Genomic DNA, 16,907 nt, shown 5'->3' with positions numbered 1-16,907 from the left:
GTCCTGCCCATCCGTGTGAGCGAACCTCAAACCCAAACTTCACACCTGTGGCTGCTCCACTACACCAATTCGAAGTCGACGCCGCTCGCGAAATCGTACGTGAGGCGAAAGCGGTGTGGACTGCTGCGGCTTCCGCGCCTGAGTCGCTTTTGAATGACGTTAACGCATTGCATCAAAACGACGAATCAAATCCGATTGTCACTCTGTCTTTTCCCGGTATCCCCGTCGCTACCTTCGTCAACTGGCTTGGTCCGCGACTTATCTACTGGCCAGACGGCGTTACCAATCGACACCGAATTTCGATCGTGTCGTCGCGAATCGGCAAACGCAAAGACCTGAAGCGGGACTGGTTTGATGCGTTGCGAACGGCCGCCATGCGGTGCGATGTCGAATCAGAATGCCTCTGCTGTGTAGACAGCACCAGCACTGCACCGGCTGTGATCCGAGCCAGTGAATTGTTCGGAATCAAACGGCTTCGCCTTTGTGCACCAGACGACGAAGCAGTGGACGAAGACGGACTTGCGGTGTGGTTATCGACCATCAGTGGCCACGGCACTGCGGCTGTCTCTGAACTGGAACGAACCGCCTTTGTGTCGCCGCCGCTGCCAACGTCGGCCGATGCGGACATCTTCAAGCAGCGTGACAATATCCTACCGATCGTCGATACGTTGCTGACCTTCGCCGGACAGCGAATCATCGTATTGTCGCGCAGGCGTGGCGGCAATGTGGACAGATTACTTGACCAACACTTAAGCGATTCACGACTGCGGCGCACAGTCCTTCTGGCCAGCTTTCCTGAAAGCCCGCCTGATCCCACGGCGGATGCGTTGATTGATAAGGGAGCCGTGCGCTGGATTCTGGATCGCCACGGCAAAGAAGACGCTCTGGTCACCGACGACTCGGATCAGACAAGCGATCAGCCGCAAGCACAGTTTATGCACGCGAATGATGGGCCACTCGTGCGGCCAGATGAATGGCTGTGCCATTGGACTCGTCCTCGCTATGGACCGTGGTCGGGGCAGGACGACGCCGACTTTTGGGATGAATTGATTCTTGGTTGTCAGACCGCCGACCGGTCGGCCTTCGCCGCGTTGCTGAGAATCGTTCAGCAGCAGACAATCCTCGCCGCCAAGCCGACTCAAAATGCCCGGCCCACGGTGTCATTCACGGCAGTCCCACTCCGCGAATTCCGGCGACGTCGCGTTTTCCGCAAACACAAGCAGCGGCATGATTTTGAACCGTGGGGCATTGCACTCCACAAGTCGTTCGTCGAATCGCTCGGCGGAAAGCCGGTGACTTATGTCGACGAAATCCCCAAGGATGCCTCGCAGGAAATTGCAACGTTCCTTCAACCGATTGGCAACACCGCAGGCACAATCGACTGGCGAGAAGAACGTGAATGGCGAGTTCCCGAACGCGTGAACCTGCAGGCTGCCCCGGCGGGAAGTGTGGTCGTCTTCGTCGACACTTGTTTGGAGCAACAACGAATGCAACGCGTGTCGTCATGGCCAGTCATCACAACGCCGCGCCCGGACATGGGGAATCAAACGTGAATGCAGAACACCGCGCATGCAAAAACGGACGGCCACTCCGGATGATTGGCCGTCCGTCTGAATCTGACAGTTCGCACCTGCAATCTCGCTACTGAACTCGCCGGTCTTCGAATTTCGAAGCGGCTTCTGATGTTCGGTTGCCAGCAGTTGGATTCGGAACGCTGTCGCCTTTGCCCCTGGCAATTTTCGGCTGTGGCGTTGAAGACTTCGGAGCCCAGTTGGCGACGGACCATGTCGGATATTCATCCGCCACGCTGATCGCCAGGTCCTGCAAAGCTTCCATCAGCAGCTTGGTGCTCATCTGCTGATTCTTCACAACTCGCTGCAGCACAAAACGCTTGTTGTTAGGGATGTAGGCGAAGAACTTTCCGTTGCCCATCCGGTCATTGGCGGCCAACAGTTTTAGCAGGGCCAGTTGAGGCACCTGGCTGGACTGACTGGGAACTTCGTCCAGCCATGCCATTACCCAGATCGATTCTGAATTGCGGCTAAGCACAGCCGACATGCTGAACTTCCATTCTTCACCGCGCACGCTGGTTTTGAAGGCGAAGTCGTAGCGTTTGTCGGTCTTCACTGGCTTCAGGCCAATAGCCGTCAATACCTGGCCGAGTGATTCTTCGTTTAGTGTTCCGGTCGGCGGAGGCGGACTGGCCTCCTGTCCCACCACACTGCTCGAAAGCAGCACCAACGGCAGCAACATTGCAGCAATTGATTTCATGACATGCACTCCTTTGCGTCTGTCTTAGTTCCGGCGACAAGTCTTCCGACCCGGAGTGCCCTGGTTGCGTTTCAGCGGCGTGAACGGCTGATTTCGCCGGTTTATCACATCTTAGGTCTGAAACAGCGCCTTGAGGCAAATCTGTGACCAGGTCTCAAACTCGTCCAGTTCGCGCAGTAGCTCTTCCGGAGGCGCGAACCCTGCATCTAACATCGACTTTTCACGTGGCGTAACTTGTGCGGAGTCCAGGGAAAAAATGTGAACAATTCCCAAATGAACCTTACCGACGTCTGATTCGTCATCGTTGATCAGACCGACGCATCGCTCTGTCCACCCTGATGCCAGGTTGACTTCTTCCTCGATTTCCCGCTTCATGCCTTCAGAATAGGGCGAACCTTCGCGATCCAGATCCAGCGTGGAAACGTGTCCGCCCACGCCAACAGAACGCTTAGCATGCAGCCGAGCTTCTCCCTGATCCGTGCCGCGGCGATACGAAAACAGCTGGCCGTCATGTTCAAACACGCAGTAGGGAATCAGCTGCTTAAATGACGGATCCTGCTCCATCTCGTTCCGCGGTCGGTAGCTGGCGTGGATGGGATCCAGCACGACGTCCAGATATCGCTGCGAATCGCCACAGAAGCCCTGAAAGTGACCGAGTTCGTGAAACACGGCCGTCGGGATGACAAGAACATGCTCGACGGGTGCCTCAACAGCGTTACCGGTTCCGGGATCAGTCATGAATTCTATTCCTTAAGGGATCAGTCAGAAAAGTTATCAACCGGGGCTGCCTGAAGTATGTCGGTGGTGGACGCCGCAACTGTCGGAAAACCAGGCACGGTTTCATGCGACTGAAGCGGTGCGATGTGCATTCACCCCTGCATCAGCGATGTCACGGCTGCTGCAATGTCCGGCTGCCGCATGAGCGATTCGCCGACTAGTACGCCGCCCACGCCAGCTTCGTTTAGCCGCACGATATCGGCGTGGGTACGGATCCCGCTTTCACTCACCAGCAGCACGTCGTCCGGAACATGCTTCTTCAATTCAAACGTGTGTTCCAGCGATGTGACGAAGGTTCGCAGATCACGATTATTGATGCCAACAAGCCTCGCCCCCGTTTTTAGCACTCGCGGCAGATTCGCCGGTTCGTACAATTCAATTAGCGTGTGCATTCCTAGCTCGTGAGCGTAATCATGCAGCTCCTGCAGTTGAACGTCGTCCAGGCATTCGGCGATCAGGAGCACACAATCGGCACCCGCCGTCCGAGCTTCCAGAATCTGGTAGCGGTCGATGATGAATTCCTTGCGCATCACCGGAATTTTCACTTCCGCACGCACTTGACGCTGAAAGTCGAGATGCCCCTGGAAGTACTTTTCGTCGGTCAAAACGCTTAGACAATTGGCCCCGGCAGACTCGTAGGTTCGAGCGATTTCAGCCGGCGAAAAGTGTTCACGAATAATTCCGGCCGACGGAGACGCCTTTTTCACTTCCGCGATCAACGCGGGGGCTGGCCCGCTGCTCAAAGCCGCCAAAAAGTCGCGTATTTCAGGAGCGTTCGCAAGATCTCGCTCCAGATCCGCAAACGAACGCTTCGCAATCGCGTCAGAAATTTCTCGCCGCTTATGTGCTACGATCTCATCAAGAACGGTCGACAATGCCTATGCTCCGACGTAGCTTGACTCTCCAGAGTCGGGCCGGTTTGGGGATCGGGCCGGAACACGCTCGACTCTGGAGAGTCAAGCTACGATTCCATACTGCCTGCGATGATAACTCGGCGACCTTTGAAGGCAACTTTGCCGCCCGCCCCCTCTTCAATACGTAGAGAATTCTGACAATTGAACATCGTGTTTTTTCGCTTACCAATGCTGCTCGCCCAACTTGACGCGGATGCGCAACTAGCGGACGTCAAGCCCGCTCAAGTGCTGGCCGGAATGCTCGTGCTAAGCGTCATGGTCGGCAGCGTGGCGATTATCGTGCTCTGGATCAAGAGGCTGCAGCAGGGCCAGTCGATTTTTCCCGCTGCCAATCGTAAGCCACTGATTGTGCCGTTGCCGCTGATGGTCTGCGGTGTTGCACTTGCGTCGCTGCTGGCGTTAAGTGCCGTACAACAGTCGCTGGAAGGTGCTTCCCCGATTGCCCCCGTTCCGCCGCCTGTCGTCACTGACATCACGGACGACGTTGCCGATGAAGAACAGGACGGCGCTGACCAGAAGGCCACATCGGAATTGGAAAGCGGTGAAGCGGTCGAAATCGACAATCCTGCCCCGGCCCGTCCTACGGAAGCACAGGTCATCACGGGAATGCTCGGCAACCTGGCTGTCCAGTTGGCAATTTTTCTGATCTTCGGAGCGCCGCTACTGTTGGCTCAGCAATTGCGCGAGCAAACCGTTGTGGACGAACCGACACCCCCGTTTGATACGCCGGATGCCTCTTTCGCCGCGATGGCGGACGTGAATCCATATGCGTCAACGAGTTACGACGCATTGCCAGAGCACCGCGATTCGCACATTCCGCCCAATCCCTTCATTGACGGTGCGGATTCGCAGGTGCTCGCAGAACCAGAAGGATGGCGTTTCACAACAGAGCTGCGTTTCGCGGTTGAGACGTGTCTGGCCGCCTACCTGCCGCTGGCCTTGATCCGCCTGGCCATTCTGTCGCTGCAGCCCGAAGCCCCGTCTCATCCACTGATTGAAATGATGGGCGAAGGGGTCAGCTTCCGAGTCATGGCCCTAATTGCTTTGCTGGCGATCGTCGTGGCTCCTGTGGTAGAAGAGTTGCTGTACCGTGTCACCGTTTTAGGCGGATTTATGAAGCAGCAATCGTTGGCTGCTGGCTGGATCGTTTCGTCGGTGCTGTTCAGCTTTGCTCACGGCTTTCCAGACAGTCTGGCTTTGCTACCGTTGGCGTTTGCACTCGGCTATGCCTACATGAAACGCCGCAGCTACCGCACGGTCGTGCTGGTGCACTTCATCTTCAACGCGTTCAACATGGCGGTGGCAGGGTTGTCGTTGCTGTAGCCGACGACCGCGGTATCTGAATGCTCAAACACAGCGGTGGAAGCACGTCCGCCTGCCTGATAACCTTCGCCGCACCAGCGTTCTTAGCGAGCGTCGAATCTGTAACCCGAAGCCTGAGTACCCCAACGTTGACGACTTCATTTCTTCCCGTAGACCAGCAGCTTGAAATCCTTTTGCGAGGCGTCGAAAAGGTCGTTCCCGAAGACGAGCTCGCCAAAAAGCTGCAACACAGCCGCGACACCAGCACGCCACTGCGCATTAAATACGGTATCGATCCCACCGGCATCGACGTGCATTTGGGACACACTGTTCCGCTGCGAAAAATTCGACAGTTTCAGGAACTCGGGCACCAGGCAGTCATCATCATTGGCAATGCCACCGCGATGGTCGGCGATCCCAGTGGGCGTGACGAAGCTCGCAGCAAACGTCTGACAGAAGAACAGGTCGAGGCGAATGCCAAAGACTATCTGGCTCAGGTTGGCAAAGTTGTCGACATGGACAAAGCCGAAGTGCATCGCAACGGCGATTGGTTCGGCAAGATGGGGCTGACGGAGATCCTGGCGCTGTGTGGCCGAGTCACCGTGGCTCAGTTGCTGACTCGTGACGATTTCGCCAAACGCTACCGCGAAGAGAAACCCATCTTCCTGCACGAGTGCCTGTATCCGGTCATGCAGGCGTGGGACAGCGTGGAAATTAAGTCCGACGTCGAACTCGGCGGCACCGAACAGCTCTATAGCTTCATGCTGGCTCGCGACTTACAGGCTCAGGAAGGCCTCCACCAACAGATCGGCATGATGTCGCCAATTCTGGTGGGCCTCGATGGCGTCAAACGCATGGGCAAAAGTCTCGGCAACTACATCGGCATCAGCGAACTGCCGTATGAGATGATGAAGAAGTTCATGCAGTTGCCGGACGACGTCATGAAAATGTACTTCGAACTGCTGACCGACGTGCCTCTTGAGGAAGTCGAACAGCTGCTGACCGGCCATCCCAAAGAAGCCAAAGTGAAGCTTGCGTGCACTGTCATCGATCAATATCACGGAGCAGGGCAGGGCGAACAGGCGGCAGCTCGCTGGCAAACAGAAATCGGCGGCGGAGGATTGCCGGCTGAAATCCCCGAAGTGTCGTTGGCCGCAAGCGACCTGGACGACGGCGCGCTGCCTGCGTACCTGCTGCTGGTGAAGCTCGGCCTGCAATCATCCAACGGAGAATCGCGCCGCCTGATCAAGCAGGGCGGTGCGAAACTTGGCAAAGACAAGACTGTGATCGCCGATGCCAACGATGCTGTCCCGGTCGCAGACGGGTTGTTGGTCTGGGCAGGCAAAAAGAAATTCTGCCGAGTGAAGTTAGCGTAATCGCCGAGTGCGGTTCGTGACGTGGCTGGAGACTTTTCGCTCCGCGCAAAACAACAGGGGCCGAAGCCCCTGTTGTAACGCTTGCTTAACGATTCTCTTAGCCAAGCTCAGCCGCAACGTCCTCGACGAATCCGTGCAGCATTTTCAGCGAATGTTCGGCTTGTTCATCCGTCATGCACATTGGAGGTGCAATTCGGATAACGCAGCCAGCCAGCGGGCCCAGCAGGTGAATGCCGTCGTTGTCGTCGTTGCCTCGGTAGCACCGCTCGATAACCGCATTGGCCACGTCGCCGGGTTGAGTTGATCCGACCTGACCGCATTCGATGCCGAACACCATCCCTTCGCCACGCACCTTCGCCACCACGCCAGTCTGCTTCAGCCGACACAGCGCGTCGGTGAAGATCTGACTTAGGTGCCGCGTGCGATCCATGATGTCGCTGTTTTCGAAGTCGTCCAATGTTGCCAAAACGGCAGCGCTGGAAAGTGGATTAGCGCTCCACGTGTCGGACGTTTCGCCGTAAGACATCAGTTCGCAGATGTCTCGACGCCCGACGGCAGCAGCCACGGGAACACCGTTGCCCAGTCCTTTGCCAAGACACACGAAGTCCGGTTCGATGCCGTACGTTTCGAATGCATAGACGTTGCCGGTGCGACCGAAGTTTGCCTGCACTTCATCCAGAATGAACAGGATGTCTCGTTCACGACAGAATTCCTGCAGCAACTGCAGGTACTCTTTCGGCGGATGATAGCTGCCGCCGCCGCCAAGATACGGTTCGGTAATCAGGCAGCCAATCGGATGTTCTGCGGCGTCGCAAACCTGCTCCAGTTCCTGCCGATACCATGCTGCATCGAATTCCTTTTCTGGATTTTCGATGTCCGCACATTCTTCGCGTGGGAAGCTGATAAAATTAACGCGAGGGTCTCGTTCGGAATCCGTTTCGCTGCCTGTGACGGCACCGGAAAGGCCTTTTTTGCCGTGAAAACCGTAGCGAGTCGCAAGGACGCCAGACCGCTGAGGATCGCGTCGCATGCAGGCCCACAGTGCTTTCTGTACGGCTTCCGATCCCGATGCCGCCCACATCACGGTGTCCAACCGACTTCCGCCCGTCGCGTTTTGCAGGTTGACGACAAGGCGTCGGCTGGCTTCGGCTTCCAGTTCTGTGATGGCGTTATAAGCCGTCATGGAAACGGCCTGAAAGAACCCGTCCTCCGGCCCGTTAAGTGCTTCTTCGGTCCAGCCCAGGTATTTGCGAAACCGCTTCATCCAGGCAACCGGATTGTGCCCCAAATTGGCCACCAACACGCCGGCTGCGTAGTCGTACAGACGACGACCTTCCGGCGTCCAGTGGAACACGCCCGCCGACTTTGCCAACACGGCCTGGCTGGGGGTGTAGGTCCTTAGCGAATGAGGTTCCGCCTGGCCGATGGTTTGGCGAATACTGTTGGATTTATCTTCGCCGGGGAATTCGATGACAAAGGATTCTTGAACCTGACTCATTGAGCAAAGCTTTCGGGGAGGAAAATACGTAACTGACTTTTTAACTGATTTGAACTTCGGCGGCAGCGATGACATCGGCAGATTCGCCTTCGCCCGACCACTTGGGAACCTCGCATTTGTTAGCCACCCAGCCATGATGCACTAACTGACCGGAAACAGCTCCGGAAGTTTGAGCCACCTGGCCTGTCAGCCGATACGCTCCAGACGCCGGGTCGCTGACTTCCACCGTCGCACCCTCCGGCTGATCGACAATCGGGGTGGGAGCGAACATGCGAGTCAGCACATCGTGGCAGCCGCGATGAATCTCACGCACGGCAGCGCCCACCTGAGCGTCGTTGTAGCCGTCGATGGGCTCCTGAATAAAGTCGACAAATCGAGCTTCTCGCTGCAACGCGGACAGCAGTGTAATGGCTTCGCTGCGCGTGGGTTTCGGCGGCGGTTGAGGTTTCGGTTTAGCGGCGGGTTCCGGCAGCCCTGCCGGCGCGTTCGTGAGCGCATCGCTTACCTTCTTCGCGGTCTCTCCGCTGAACAATATTTTGAAGGCCAGGCCAAGGCGTCCCATATTTGTTGGTGATTCTGTCTAAGGTTCCAGGTTCAGACTTCCAGATCCAGTCCGGATTCTTTCCATTCGCGGAAGCCACCATCCATAGAGATGGCATTTGTGTAGCCCATTTGCTGCAAATTTAAAGCCGACAAAGCGGAACGGTACCCGCCGCCGCAGTACAAAACAATTGCGGCGTCAGTGTCGGGAATGGTCTTCTCAATATCGCGCTCAATCACGCCCTTTCCCAGATGGATGGCCCCTGGAATACGACTGGCCGCGAATTCGCTTTCCTCACGGACGTCGATCAGGTGAAATGGTTCGCGCGTTTCTCGGCGAGCGACCACGTCCTGAACGCTGCATTCCGTGATTTGCGATCGAGCCGCGTTGACGAGTTCCAAAAATCGCGGTGCGTGGGCTTTTGCCATGGTATTTATGTTCCTTTTAGTTTCTGGACGAAGTACCGGAACTCGCTGAATTTTAGGCCGACTTATCGGCTACAACGACCGTCGCTGACTTGTGGCTGCGAGGCAGTGCCTTCGATAGCCAATAGCCTGGTCGGCAAGTCAGAAGCGCCTCGATTTCATTAGCGAACGGCTCCGAGCCTGCAATCTATGTGATTCTGTACGTGACTACAAAGTTGGAAACGTACGTATTCCGCCGCACCTAAGGCAATACCCATTGCTATCTCCGAGGCGTCAGTGCCCAGCCCAATCGGGGAAGGATGCGCAAGATGCGGCGGATGACAAGAATTCTACGTTCTGTTCCGATTATTCGACCTAAAACGAACGTTCTGGCAGACATCGTGGATGGACGCCCCAGTAGAGGCGTCGATAGGTCCGACTGACAAGCGCGCTGGCTGATCGGTGCACCGCCTGAGGATTCTTGATTCGGAACGTACGAGAATGCAGAGACGACGCCTTAAAATTGCCGTGATGACTTCCGCCATCGCGCTGATGATTTTGCAACCGTCAGCTGGGGAAGCAGGATCACCGTGGGTCAGTCGATTCACGGGAAAACATGTCTTTGGCGAGGGTGTGGGGCACGACGAAGGGTTCACTTCTCTTGAGTGGTTCCTGCCACTGGAACAGGATTCAGAATCGGAAATGTGGTTTGGTGACGTCCGTGGCATCATGTTTGACGATGCTGAGTTCGGCGCCAATGTAGGAACGGGATATCGGTGGCACAATCCTGAGCAGGATCGCATCTACGGGTTCAATGGATACTGGGACTTTCGCAACGACAGACACCTATTATTTAACCAAGCCGGGATCGGCATTGAGTCGTTGGGACAGATCTTCGATTTTCGAGCCAACGGCTACACTCCCACGGTAAACGACGCGGATCAGCGACTGCCGTTCTCGTTCGTTGGAAACAACCTTCAGCTACGGGAACTTCGCGCACTCTCCGGCGTGGACTATGAAATGGCGGCCAATCTGCCCGATTTTTACGAGTTTCAATGTCGAGTTGCAGGTGGGGGCTACTACTTCGACTCTTCGAAGACAGAGGCCGCCAATGGCTGGCGTGCCAGAATCGAAATGGCTTTTCGAGACACCGTTGCGGCATCAGTCGCCGTTCAGGATGACGACGTCTACGGACAGACAGTGAACTTCACAATCGAATACCGCTACAAGGCTGAGCATCTCGACGCCCTCTCACGGCAGTCTATGTATCACAAATTCCGAAACGAATCCGGATCGGGCGATGGCCGCACGATTCGACATCGGCTCGCCGATCCTGTCTACCGACAGCAGAACATCGTGCTGCTGCAGGAAAATTCGTTGGTCACTGATGGTGGTGGCACACCACTGACATTCCTGCATGTTGTCGAAGGTGGGACGGGCGGTGGAAGTTTCGAAATGCCATACGGAACGCTCAGTGATGCCATGGCTGACCCGCTCGCACCGACGAGCGTTGTATACACGCCGCAGGGAGGAACGTTTACCGAGAACGTCACACTCGTCGATGCAACTCGCCTGTTGTCGAATGGACCACAGCAATTTGTCGAAAGTTCCATCGGCAGTGTTCAATTGCCGTATTCCGGAGCGGGCTCGAATCTCGCATCGTTGCCGTCCACCATCGTTGGAGACGTGACTGTTGCGAGTAACACGGAGGTCTCTGGATTCAATATTTCTAACGGCGGATTGGTGGGCTCCGGCGTATCCAATGTTAATGTCAATCAGTCAGCCTTTACCATGTCCCCGGCCGACGCAATAACCTTCACCACGTCTGATGCGATTACCCTGGAGACACTGTCGATCGATTCGCCAGTCGGACGAGGGATACTCCTCGACGACACCGCAGCAACTGTCTCGAACGTGGACATCACAAGCCCCGGCGATGATGGCCTGCAAATAGATTCGACCGGTACCGACAGAGTCGTCTCATTGACAAACCTGGACATCACGGACGCTGGCAACGAAGGGATCGACGTGAATGTTGCCGGTCCAGGCGGGCTAACATTGAACTCCACAATGACCTCAGTGACAGCGACCAATGATGCGATTGATATTACGACGGGCCCGGGCATCGCGGTAATTTCGTTGTCTGACACAACACTGGAATCAACAGCCGGTGCCGGGTTAAACGCCGATGGTTCTGGAGTGGTTGACTCACTCGTCATCAATACTCTGAGTAACACGACGGTCACGGACGCTGCGACCGGTGGCCTGTTGTTCAATACAGTGACATTCGACGCTGATCCGTTACCGTCGGTTGAATCAGGAACAACAACAATCGGTTCTTCAGGCAACCGTGTCACCGGCCGTGGAGTATCGCTCACCGATGTCACCGGCGAATGGGACGCCGGCACGCTGACGATCTTCAATCAGAACGACACGGGACTGTTTGCCAATAACTCGGCACCGCCTCCATTGTTCAAAATTAGCAGTGGTGCTGGCAGTACGCTGGATACATTAACGGGACCCGCCCTGGAGCTTGACACGATGGCTTCCAGCCTCGTTTTGGACGCCATCACGTCGGCCGACAGCGGAACACGAGGTATCGGGTTAACCACCGTGACTGGTAGCGTTACCAGCGGTACGACGATCTTGTCAGACTCGGTCCAGCCTTCGATTCGCTATGAAAACATTGCATTGGCCGCCGGTACGTTCGAATCGAACCTGGGCGCAATCACGATCGACAGCACCATTGACGACGTCGAAGCAAATAACATTGAAAAGGTTGGTACCATCGACGGCCTAAGGGAGACGTATACGCCGCTGATTATCAACGGGCCGTAGCCCACGCTGTCAGCTACGCGGCAGAATCTCGCGACGACCAGGCTGCTGGCAAAGGTGACGCTCCTGATTCGGTCCGGCAACCAATTCTGACACTCGCCGCAGTTGTTGAGCATCGGCCACGCCTCCTCGCCGCAAAGAGTCGAGGCCGTAAAGACAAACCTGGTGCGTCCCAAAGCATCGGGTAAGATGATATTGATGCTCGCAGAATTTCACCAACGCTTTTCACGCTCAATCTTTGTCATCGTCGTCGCCTGCGGCCTCGCCGTGTGGCTCAGAATGCCATCGTTGACGGAATCCGAACCAGACGACCGTCAAGCCGCACAAACGGCGGACATGCTTCGAGCAGCGTCGGTGGCCGAGGATCGTGGTGATTGGGCTGGCGCGATTGAGTCACTCGGAAAGCTCCCTGCTGACTTCGCCGATCGTCGAGTCTACCGTGGCTGGCTGAAAAAAGCGGAACTGCAGCGACGCACCGCGCACCTTTCAGACGCCAGACGCACGCTGGAAACCATTGTCGAAAACGTCGATGGGGAAGTCACAGCTCGCCGCCGACTGGCAGAATTGCTCGCCGGATGCGGCTACGCATTCGAAGCGTTAACTCCATTGCGACAACTGCTAGACGCAGGCGAAGTCGATGAATACGACCTTTTCCGTCTGGCGGTTAACGGCCACGACTTGTACGGAAAACAAACGCTGGAACGAAATTACGCGCTCAACCCGCAAGCCCCAATGGCCATCGCCGGGCTGCTGCGGATGGCGGAAAGCGAACGTGATGGAGCTCGCATCGATGCATTACTGGCCATGCCGCTGCCGGATGACGGAATTCTGAAACGAATTGCTTTGAAGCGGCGGCTGAACCATTCGCTTCTTGTCGACGATGCGAATGAGCTCTTGAACGTCGCGGAACAGCATCCGGAATCCTGGCTGATCGCGGCGGGAGCGAGCCATCAGACTGGCGATCACGAAACAGCACTGAAATGTGCCGTCCAGGCGGTGAGGCTCGATCCGTGGAACCAACCCGCGCTACACCGAATCGCCAACCTGCTGCGAGGTCGGCAGCCTGAGCTTGAAGACCGACTCCAGCAGTTGGCAACAACCCTGGGTAAGATCGAGCGTCTGGCGCGCCAGATTCGTCAGCGACGCCGCGAAGATAACAGCTACCAAACGCTTGGGACGTTGCTGTTTAAAATCGGTCGCGTGCGCGAAGGCAAAGGGTGGGCTCGCGTGGCAGTGCAATCCGAAAGTGAATTGGAATGGGCTGCGGAAACATTATGCCTGAACGACAATCAGACCGAATTCGTCCATCCGGTGCTGGCCGAATACGGAACGACGCTCAATGGCAACTCGAGCACGATCCGCTTGATACGCCCTCACGAAGAATCTGCGGCTGATGAACGCGAGGACGCTTTTGCCTTCGACAACGTGGCAAGCGACGTTGGAATCGGATTCCGCTACGACAACGGCCGCCGACCGGAACAGCAGGGACTGTTCATGCATCAATGGACGGGCGGCGGAGTTGGCGTGGTGGATATCGACGGCGACACGTGGCCGGACCTGCTGTTCACTCAGGGCGGAACTCTGCCTGGCGACCAGGAATCGCAACCGTTCGGCGACGTGATCTACCGCAACCAGCGCGGACAAAATTTTGCGGATGTCACGCCGCGTGCAGCGGTCGATGCTCCCGGTGGCTTTGGGCAGGGGACCGCTGTGGGCGACGTGAACAACGATGGATTTGATGATGTGTATATCGGGCGAGTCGGCCGGAATCTGCTGCTGATCAATCAGGGCGATGGCACGTTTTTGCCAGGCGAACAGCCGTCGACGTCGCCAGCATGGACGACCAGCGTGGCGATCGCCGATCACAATAGCGATGGTAATCCAGACATCTACGATGTGAACTATCTAAGCGGCGAGGACGTCTTCACGACGACGTGCGATCATGCTGGATTGCAGCGCATTTGCGGGCCGACGGACTATCCTGCGGCGCCCGATGTTGTGGCTTGGGCGAACGGCGACGGTACGTTTCGCAGCGAAGACTCATTCAACACCGCGGCCCCTCAACCAGGCATGGGATTGGCAGTCGGCAGATTTGTTGAAGGCACCGGGGTTCAGGCTTACATCGCCAACGACGAAGGTGCGAATCAGTTGCTGAGTTTCAGTACTGAACTTGGCGTCCATGACAGTGCCTCTCGCGCCGGGCTGGCATTTGGGCAGGACGGCACGGCCCTGGGCAGTATGGGAATTGCGATCGCCGACGTGGCGGGCGACGGCACCGCCGATCTGTTCGTGACGAATTACTATTCTGAGCCGAACAATTTGTACGCTCAAATTCAGCCAACCGTTTTCATGGATGCGACGTCGTATTCCGGTTTATCAGCGGCCGGTTATTCGATGCTCGGCTTCGGCTGCCAGTTTGCCGACTTCGATGCCGACGGCGATCAGGACCTGATTGTCAGCAACGGACACCTCGACGACTTCACTCACCTGAATCGCCCCTATCGCATGGCAGCTCAATTGTTCGCCAATCGTGGAGACGGAAGCTTCCGCGCAAATCAACCGACTGGAAATTACTTCGATAAGGACTGGCTGGGGCGAGCCGTCGCATTGCTGGACTGGAACGGCGACGGTCGCACAGACTTCGCAGTCACTCATCTGGACGACGGCGTCGGTCTGGTCGAAAACCTCAGCCCGCAAGCGGCCGATTCGTTGGCAATTGGCGCTCGCGGAACTCGCGTGGCGCGAGATGCAGTTGGAGCGATTTTGCAGCTCAACCTGGCGCCAACGCTGCAAACGCAGTGGATCACGGCAGGCGACGGCTACCAGTGCAGCAATCAGAAAGTCGGCCGGTTCGCAAATCTGCAAGGCGCTAATCGCGGCGAACTGTCCATTCAATGGCCGGGCAACAGTGAGCCCCCGATCCGCGTGCCAATCGCCAACGCTGGATTGCAAATGGTCATCGAAGGCCGCGAGCTGTCCTACTCCGTGCCCCGCTGACGAGCGTGGGAGGCGCGCAAAAAAGGAGCGAAACGCTACCTCCGCTCACACCTGAGAACCAAAACCGCAGGGCTGCTTCGTTTCCGACCTGACCCGGTTTGGCAGGCCTCACCGCAATTGGAGGCAGCGTTTCGCTCCTGAAAGCGTCGCGCTGAACGGAAGATTATTAGGGACTGCCGCAGCAAAGCAAGGGGAACACCCGGCAATCTTCAATTGCGCCAAAAGTGGCTTCCGGTACCGAGAAAGAGGGAGGTATTTCACAAAATCGCGGCATTTTCGAAGTGCCGCGATTCTCGAAACGCCAAGCCGCCTGTTTACGACACAACCGCGTCGAACACACGAACCTGCTCCCAATTCTCTTTACCTTCCTCAATAAACGCCAGGTGGCTTTCTGCCACCTGGTAGGCGTCGTGCGATTCTTTGCTGTCGAACACGACGTTTAATGCCACCTGGAATGCATGATCATTGACCGGGCGATCGTATTCCGGAGCTAATCTGCCAGCCGCGAAGAACGTAATGCCGTCGTGTTTTGACAGATACTTATGACAAGCGTCCACCAATTTCTGACAGGCGGCGTCCGATGAATCCTTCAGCGTGAAAAAAACAGTGTGAGACAGCATATGTAGATTTCAGATTAAGTTGGGGTGAAAGAAAAAGATTGCGGCTCCACCGACTGTGTGCCAATGGGCGCAGAAGAATACCGCGTTCGCGCGGAGTATGACGGGATTCCCGCTGAGACTCAAATCAACATTCGCGCCGCTCCGGCACGATCCAACGCGGCTTGCGGTTTTCCGGATTGCGGGCGAGCGGAAGATTGAGAATTGTCGGCGGCGGTGATATGACGACTCATTGTGAAACCACTGCGACGAGCAACCGTCTCTGCACCCCGGAAATCGTTTTCACCACGGAAACCGCATTCGATGGAATATCAAACCTTGCACTGGAAAGGCGACGCAACCGGGTCGCTGTGCATGATCGACCAGACACTGTTGCCGACGGAATTCAAGGAAATCGATTGCTGGACCGTCGAAGGCGTGTGGGAAGCGATCAAAATGCTGCGCGTGCGGGGAGCTCCTGCAATCGGAGTAGCGGCGGCTTACGGAGTTGTCGTGGGGACTCGGGAACTCCGCGAGGCCAGTCGTCAGGACTTCAACAAAAAGCTGACTGAGGTTGTAAAATACCTGGCCAGCAGCCGGCCAACCGCCGTGAACCTGTTCTGGGCCCTGGACCGCATGTCGGCTTTGGCGCTGAAGGAATCTTCGCTGGCATCGCTGGCCATGCACGACCGACTGCTGGAAGAAGCTCGCCGCATCCACGTTCAGGATCGCGAGATGTGTGCGGCGATCGGGCGACATGGTAGCGAACTTCTGAAGTCCGGCACGGGCGTGCTGACTCATTGCAACGCCGGCGGACTAGCCACCGGAGGCGACGGAACCGCGTTGTCTGTGATGTTTGCTGCCGCGGCGGCCGGTAAATCCATCCGCGTCTATGCCGACGAAACTCGTCCGCTACTACAGGGAGCTCGGTTGACCGCGTGGGAACTGCAACAACGCGGGATTCCCGTCACCGTCATCTGCGACAACATGGCCGCTCAGGTGATGAAAGAAGACCGCATCCACGCGGTGGTGACGGGCGCGGATCGCATCGCGGCCAATGGTGACGCCGCCAATAAGATCGGCACCTACGGCGTGGCGTTGCTGGCGAAGGCGCACGGCATTCCTTTCTACGTCGCGGCTCCGTCCAGTACGTTTGACCTAAGCCTGAGTACGGGCGACAAAATCCCGATCGAACAACGCAGTCGCGAAGAGGTCGCTGAAGGATTCGGCCGACAGACGGTGCCCGAAGGCGTGGACGTCTACAATCCCGCGTTCGATGTGACTCCGGCAGATCTGATCACCGCAATCATCACGGAACGCGGCGTCGTGCAACGCCCGAATCGCGAACTGATTGCGGCACACCTTGCAGAAGACGCGATCGCCTGAAGTTGGCATC

Annotated in this window: 13 protein-coding genes and 1 other RNA gene; 6 read left to right on the top strand and 8 right to left on the bottom strand. The window is 56.8% G+C overall.

Features of this window, described 5'->3' with window-relative positions:
* Positions 1-47: 47 nt before the first annotated feature.
* Complete coding sequence (locus Fuma_RS32025; protein WP_077027693.1) at positions 48-1,553, top strand: hypothetical protein; 1,506 nt, start codon at positions 48-50, stop codon at positions 1,551-1,553.
* Between the two features lie 88 nt (positions 1,554-1,641).
* Here Fuma_RS32025 and Fuma_RS32020 read toward each other — a convergent pair whose 3' ends face one another.
* The 3 genes from Fuma_RS32020 to trpC form a co-directional block, all read right to left on the bottom strand.
* A complete protein-coding gene (locus Fuma_RS32020) occupies positions 1,642-2,271 on the bottom strand; it encodes a hypothetical protein (RefSeq protein ID WP_145944493.1) in 630 nt (209 codons plus the stop codon).
* A 111-nt stretch (positions 2,272-2,382) separates the two neighbouring features.
* Positions 2,383-3,009, bottom strand: coding sequence for a phosphoesterase (locus Fuma_RS32015; RefSeq protein ID WP_077027691.1), 627 nt, complete (start codon positions 3,007-3,009; stop codon positions 2,383-2,385).
* Positions 3,010-3,140: 131 nt separating this feature from the next.
* Positions 3,141-3,923: an indole-3-glycerol phosphate synthase TrpC gene (trpC, locus tag Fuma_RS32010; RefSeq protein WP_077027690.1), complete on the bottom strand. Its 783-nt coding sequence runs from the start codon at positions 3,921-3,923 to the stop codon at positions 3,141-3,143.
* A 189-nt stretch (positions 3,924-4,112) separates the two neighbouring features.
* On the opposite strand from trpC, the gene Fuma_RS32005 reads away from it, so the two are divergent.
* Positions 4,113-5,285, top strand: a complete 1,173-nt coding sequence (locus tag Fuma_RS32005) for a CPBP family intramembrane glutamic endopeptidase (RefSeq protein ID WP_145944492.1) — start codon at positions 4,113-4,115, stop codon at positions 5,283-5,285.
* A 128-nt stretch (positions 5,286-5,413) separates the two neighbouring features.
* Positions 5,414-6,640, top strand: a complete 1,227-nt coding sequence (tyrS, locus tag Fuma_RS32000) for a tyrosine--tRNA ligase (RefSeq protein ID WP_077027688.1) — start codon at positions 5,414-5,416, stop codon at positions 6,638-6,640.
* A gap of 97 nt (positions 6,641-6,737) precedes the next feature.
* Here tyrS and Fuma_RS31995 read toward each other — a convergent pair whose 3' ends face one another.
* From Fuma_RS31995 to Fuma_RS31985, 3 genes are read right to left on the bottom strand one after another with little or no spacing between them, the layout of a single operon-like run.
* Complete coding sequence (locus Fuma_RS31995) at positions 6,738-8,138, bottom strand: aspartate aminotransferase family protein (RefSeq protein WP_077027687.1); 1,401 nt, start codon at positions 8,136-8,138, stop codon at positions 6,738-6,740.
* A 40-nt stretch (positions 8,139-8,178) separates the two neighbouring features.
* A complete protein-coding gene (locus tag Fuma_RS31990) occupies positions 8,179-8,700 on the bottom strand; it encodes a DUF2760 domain-containing protein (RefSeq protein WP_077027686.1) in 522 nt (173 codons plus the stop codon).
* A gap of 32 nt (positions 8,701-8,732) precedes the next feature.
* Positions 8,733-9,107, bottom strand: a complete 375-nt coding sequence (locus Fuma_RS31985; protein ID WP_077027685.1) for a rhodanese-like domain-containing protein — start codon at positions 9,105-9,107, stop codon at positions 8,733-8,735.
* A 477-nt stretch (positions 9,108-9,584) separates the two neighbouring features.
* Here Fuma_RS31985 and Fuma_RS31980 point away from each other — a divergent pair, with 477 nt between their 5' ends.
* Positions 9,585-11,921, top strand: a complete 2,337-nt coding sequence (locus Fuma_RS31980) for an inverse autotransporter beta domain-containing protein (RefSeq protein WP_083732474.1) — start codon at positions 9,585-9,587, stop codon at positions 11,919-11,921.
* 195 nt (positions 11,922-12,116) lie between these two features.
* Complete coding sequence (locus tag Fuma_RS31975; RefSeq protein WP_077027683.1) at positions 12,117-14,915, top strand: FG-GAP-like repeat-containing protein; 2,799 nt, start codon at positions 12,117-12,119, stop codon at positions 14,913-14,915.
* A gap of 31 nt (positions 14,916-14,946) precedes the next feature.
* Here the strand turns inward: Fuma_RS31975 and ffs are convergent.
* Together ffs and Fuma_RS31965 are read right to left on the bottom strand one after the other, a co-directional pair.
* Positions 14,947-15,043, bottom strand: an RNA gene (gene ffs / locus Fuma_RS31970) — signal recognition particle sRNA small type.
* Positions 15,044-15,229: 186 nt separating this feature from the next.
* Positions 15,230-15,535 carry a Dabb family protein gene (locus Fuma_RS31965; RefSeq protein ID WP_077027682.1) on the bottom strand — a complete coding sequence of 102 codons (306 nt, stop codon included), beginning with the start codon at positions 15,533-15,535 and terminating at the stop codon, positions 15,230-15,232.
* 300 nt (positions 15,536-15,835) lie between these two features.
* Between Fuma_RS31965 and mtnA the strand changes: the two genes are divergently transcribed.
* Positions 15,836-16,897 carry an S-methyl-5-thioribose-1-phosphate isomerase gene (mtnA, locus tag Fuma_RS31960; protein ID WP_077027681.1) on the top strand — a complete coding sequence of 354 codons (1,062 nt, stop codon included), beginning with the start codon at positions 15,836-15,838 and terminating at the stop codon, positions 16,895-16,897.
* The last annotated feature ends 10 nt before the right edge of the window (positions 16,898-16,907 follow it).

The sequence above is a fragment of the Fuerstiella marisgermanici genome, assembly GCF_001983935.1.
Taxonomy (GTDB): Bacteria; Planctomycetota; Planctomycetia; order Planctomycetales; family Planctomycetaceae; genus Fuerstiella; species Fuerstiella marisgermanici.
Note: the sequence above shows the minus strand (reverse complement) of the source record. Positions and strands in the feature narration are given on the sequence as shown.

Excerpts from the sequence above, each read along its gene's own strand:
- Fuma_RS32020 (WP_145944493.1), bottom strand. The coding sequence starts at position 2,271 with ATGAAATCAATTGCTGCAATGTTGCTGCCGTTGGTGCTGCTTTCGAGC.
- Fuma_RS31975 (WP_077027683.1), top strand. The coding sequence starts at position 12,117 with ATGCTCGCAGAATTTCACCAACGCTTTTCACGCTCAATCTTTGTCATC.
- Fuma_RS31990 (WP_077027686.1), bottom strand. The coding sequence starts at position 8,700 with ATGGGACGCCTTGGCCTGGCCTTCAAAATATTGTTCAGCGGAGAGACC.
- Fuma_RS31985 (WP_077027685.1), bottom strand. The coding sequence starts at position 9,107 with ATGGCAAAAGCCCACGCACCGCGATTTTTGGAACTCGTCAACGCGGCT.
- Fuma_RS31980 (WP_083732474.1), top strand. The coding sequence starts at position 9,585 with ATGCAGAGACGACGCCTTAAAATTGCCGTGATGACTTCCGCCATCGCG.
- mtnA (WP_077027681.1), top strand. The coding sequence starts at position 15,836 with ATGGAATATCAAACCTTGCACTGGAAAGGCGACGCAACCGGGTCGCTG.
- Fuma_RS31965 (WP_077027682.1), bottom strand. The coding sequence starts at position 15,535 with ATGCTGTCTCACACTGTTTTTTTCACGCTGAAGGATTCATCGGACGCC.
- Fuma_RS32015 (WP_077027691.1), bottom strand. The coding sequence starts at position 3,009 with ATGACTGATCCCGGAACCGGTAACGCTGTTGAGGCACCCGTCGAGCAT.
- Fuma_RS31995 (WP_077027687.1), bottom strand. The coding sequence starts at position 8,138 with ATGAGTCAGGTTCAAGAATCCTTTGTCATCGAATTCCCCGGCGAAGAT.